This window comes from Protofrankia sp. CiP1_Cm_nod4 (assembly GCF_982290645.1).
This window is the reverse complement of the sequence record NZ_CEVIVC010000070.1, coordinates 12,479-15,855: the sequence shown is the minus strand read 5'-3', so window position 1 is coordinate 15,855 and position 3,377 is coordinate 12,479. Positions and strand designations below refer to the sequence as shown.

The 3,377-nt window shown below is 71.6% G+C and carries 2 protein-coding genes and 1 pseudogene; 2 read left to right on the top strand and 1 reads right to left on the bottom strand.

What is annotated here, in order from left to right; translation table 11 throughout:
• Window positions 1-174: pseudogene (locus AC5LSR_RS14465) on the bottom strand (SDR family NAD(P)-dependent oxidoreductase); the annotation flags it as partial.
• Between the two features lie 703 nt (window positions 175-877).
• Between AC5LSR_RS14465 and AC5LSR_RS14460 the strand changes: the two are divergent.
• The gene (locus AC5LSR_RS14460) at window positions 878-2,398 is read left to right on the top strand and encodes an ABC transporter substrate-binding protein (RefSeq protein ID WP_250292152.1); all 1,521 of its coding nucleotides are present in this window, start codon (window positions 878-880) and stop codon (window positions 2,396-2,398) included.
• Window positions 2,399-2,506: 108 nt separating this feature from the next.
• On the top strand, window positions 2,507-3,377 hold an 871-nt coding region (locus AC5LSR_RS14455), incomplete at its 3' end, for an ABC transporter permease (RefSeq protein WP_493468564.1).

Genomic DNA, 3,377 nt, shown 5'->3' with positions numbered 1-3,377 from the left:
TCGCCGCCGCAAGCTGCCTGGCGGCCACCGCCAGGGCGTCGGCGTCCCGCGCGGCGATCACGACCCGATCACGGCCTTGGCCCCTTCGGCGGCCAGCGACCTGGCGATGGCCCGCCCGATGCCACGGCTGCCACCGGTCACGATCGCGCGCCGCCCGTCCAGCCGTAGATCCATGCCCGGCTCCGCCTGGTCTCGCCAGATCCATGCCCGGCTCCGCCTGGTCTCGTCCGATCCATGCCCGGCTCCGCCTGGTCTCGTCCGCGAGGTCCTGATTGAGTCTGACCCCGCGTGAGGTTACATTCATGCGGTGCGCACAGGGCGTCGGCTGCCAGCGATGATTCTCGACCCGTTCTGGATCTCGCGCCGCGCGCACCATTTCGACCAGATCTGTTGCTGATCCCGAAAGCCCGGTGAGCGTGGCGGCGGAACGGCAGCTGCCCACCGGACCGGTTCCCCGCTGACAGCTGTCAGGCCCGGACCGTCCATCGGCGGCAGCGCGCGGAACCGGAGCCGGCCAGCACGGTGCTGCTCCTCCCGGCTCTCCCCCGCTTCTCCTGCCGTACCGCGCTTTATCGCCGCGGCTTCCCCGCGGGGCCGCGGCCTTCGCGACGGGTCGCGCACCGCCCCATGGCGGCGCGTCGTGCGCGGCGTCGTGTACGGCGGGGTGGCAGGGCTCCGGCAGACGGCCCGCACCTCATGCAGCGCATGCAGCGCATGCACCAACACCCATTTTGGTCACTTTATGTAACCATCGACGCTCGCGCCCGTCCTGTCGCCAGGAAGCGCCGGCCAGCATCGGGCGGCCCCGGACGGTCTCGGCGGCGTCGCTGGTCGCGGCCGTGACCGTGCCCGACGGCTTTCCAGGAGAAGGCAGCTGATGAAGACCAGATTGTTCGCCGGCGCGGCAGCCCTGGCGCTGGCGGTGCTCACGGCCTGCGGCTCGGACGCCTCCGGCGGCGCGGCGGACCCGGCAGCCACCACGGCCGGCAGGCCCAGCCCGGACGCCACCCTGACCGTCGGGCTCGTTCTCGAGCCGGGCAGCCTCGACATCACCAGGGCCTCCGGCGCCGCCATCGGCCAGATCCTGCTCAACAACGTCTACCAGGGGCTGCTCCAGCGGGACGGCTCCGGCGTCATCACCCCGGCGCTGGCCACGTCCTACAAGGTCTCGGAAGACGGGAAGACCTACACCTTCACGCTGCGGGACGGCGTGACCTTCCATGACGGCTCACCGCTGCGTGCCGCCGACGCGGTGGCCTCCCTGAGCCGGGCCAGCGCGCCGGGATCGGTCAATCCCAACGCCGCCGACCTGGCCTCGGTGGCCTCGGTGACCGCGCCCGACGAGAAGACCGTCGTGCTCACCCTGAAGGACCGCGACACCAACCTGACCTACCGGCTCACCGGCGCCGCCGGCGTCATCGTCCGGGAGGGCGCCACCGATCTGGAGAGCAGGCCGGTCGGCACCGGCCCGTTCCGGTTCGACAGCTGGCGGCACGGCGACAGCGTCACGCTCGTGCGCAACGACCGGTACTGGGGGCCGAAGGCCGGCGTCGCCCGGGTGGTCTTCCGCTACCTCACCGACCCGAACGCGCAGAACAACGCGGTGCGGACCGGGCAGGTCGACATCGGCACCATCACCGACATCGAACTGGTCAACTCCTACCAGGGCAACCCGAACTTCGCCGTCTCCACGGGCACGAGCAGCGACAAGATCACTCTCGGGTTCAACCACTCGCGCGCCCCGCTGTCCGACGCGCGGGTCCGGCACGCGATCCGGCAGGGCATCGACAAGGACGGACTGATCAAGATACTCGGCGGCGGCACCCGGATCGGCAGTTCCGTCCCGCCGCTGGACCCCTGGTACGAGGACCTCACCGGAATCGACAGGTACGACCCGGCGAACGCCCGCAAGCTGCTCGCCGACGCCGGCCACGCCGGCGGGCTGACCCTGGGCCTGACGGTCGCGAACATCTACCCGCCGGCCATCGCCGAGTACGTGCGCTCCCAGCTCCAGGACATCGGGATCACGGTACGGATCACCAGCGTCGAGTTCCCCACCTGGCTGACCCAGGTGTACCGGAACGCCGACTACGACCTGAGCATCGTCGACCACGCCGAACCGCGGGACCTGGGCAACTACGCGAAGCCGGGCTACTACTGGCGCTACGACAGCCCGGCCGCCCAGCAGGACTACCGGGCCGCGGTGACGGCGGCTTCGGACGCCGAGCGTGACCAGAACCTGCGCAGGCTCGCCCGGCAGATCTCCGAGGACGCGGCCAGCGACTGGCTGCTGCTCGGCCCGGCCCGGCAGGTCGTGCGGGCCGGTGTCACCGGCTACCCGACCAACAACCTGTCGTCCCTCTACGACGTCTCGAAGATCGAGATCAGGAAGTCCTGAGCCGGCCGGCCGCCGTCGTGTTCGACGCCCACTCCTGACGCGGAGGGTGTCAATTCTGATACGTAAAGTCATTGCACGGAGGATGTGGGGAGTGCGGAGGGCGGGCCCATGGCGGTGATCATGCTGCGGCGCCTCGTCCTGCTGGCCGGGTCGCTGGTCATCGCGAGCCTGCTCGTCTTCCTGCTGCTGCGGCTGCTGCCCGGCGACGTGGCCGACGTGATCGCGGGGACCACGGCCAGCCCGGACCAGGTCGCCTGGATCCGCCACCAGCTCGGCGTCGACCGGCCGTTGGCCACCCAGTACGCCAGCTGGGTCGGCGGTGTCCTCACCGGAGACTTCGGTGTCTCGGCGGTGAACGGGGTGTCCGTGTCGGCGCAGCTCGGCGAGAAGCTGACGGTGACCGCGCCGCTGGTGGCCGGCGCGACCATCCTGGCCGTCGCGGCCGCGCTGCCGCTCGGGATCATCGCGGCGGCCCGGCACCGGCGGGCCGACGGGCTGGCCCTGTCCACGCTCGGCCAGCTCGGCATCGCGGTGCCCAGCTTCTGGGTGGGGCTGATGCTCATCACCCTGTTCGCGGTCGAGTGGGGGGTGCTGCCCGCCGGCGGGTTCCCGCCGGACGGCTGGGACGACCCGGCGGCGGCCGTGCGCGCACTGGCGCTGCCCGTGGCCACCCTGGCGCTGGTGGAGGGCGCGGTGCTGATGCGGTTCACCCGCTCGGCGACGCTGGAGGTGCTGCACGCGGACTTCATCCGCACCGCCCGGGCGAAGGGGCTGACCCGCGGCCGGGCGCTGCTGCGGCACGGGGTCCGCAACGCGGCCGGGCCGGTCCTGTCCGTGCTGGGCCTGGAGTTCGCCACCCTGCTCGCCGGCACGGTCGTGATCGAGAACGTGTTCGCGCTGCCCGGCGTCGGGCAGATGCTGATCGTCGACATCGGCAACCGCGACCTGGTCAAGGTCCAGGGCACGGTCCTGCTGATCA

What these genes read in the sequence shown, in the direction of transcription:
- AC5LSR_RS14460 (WP_250292152.1), top strand. Translation starts at nt 878, where the DNA reads ATGAAGACCAGATTGTTCGCCGGCGCGGCAGCCCTGGCGCTGGCGGTG.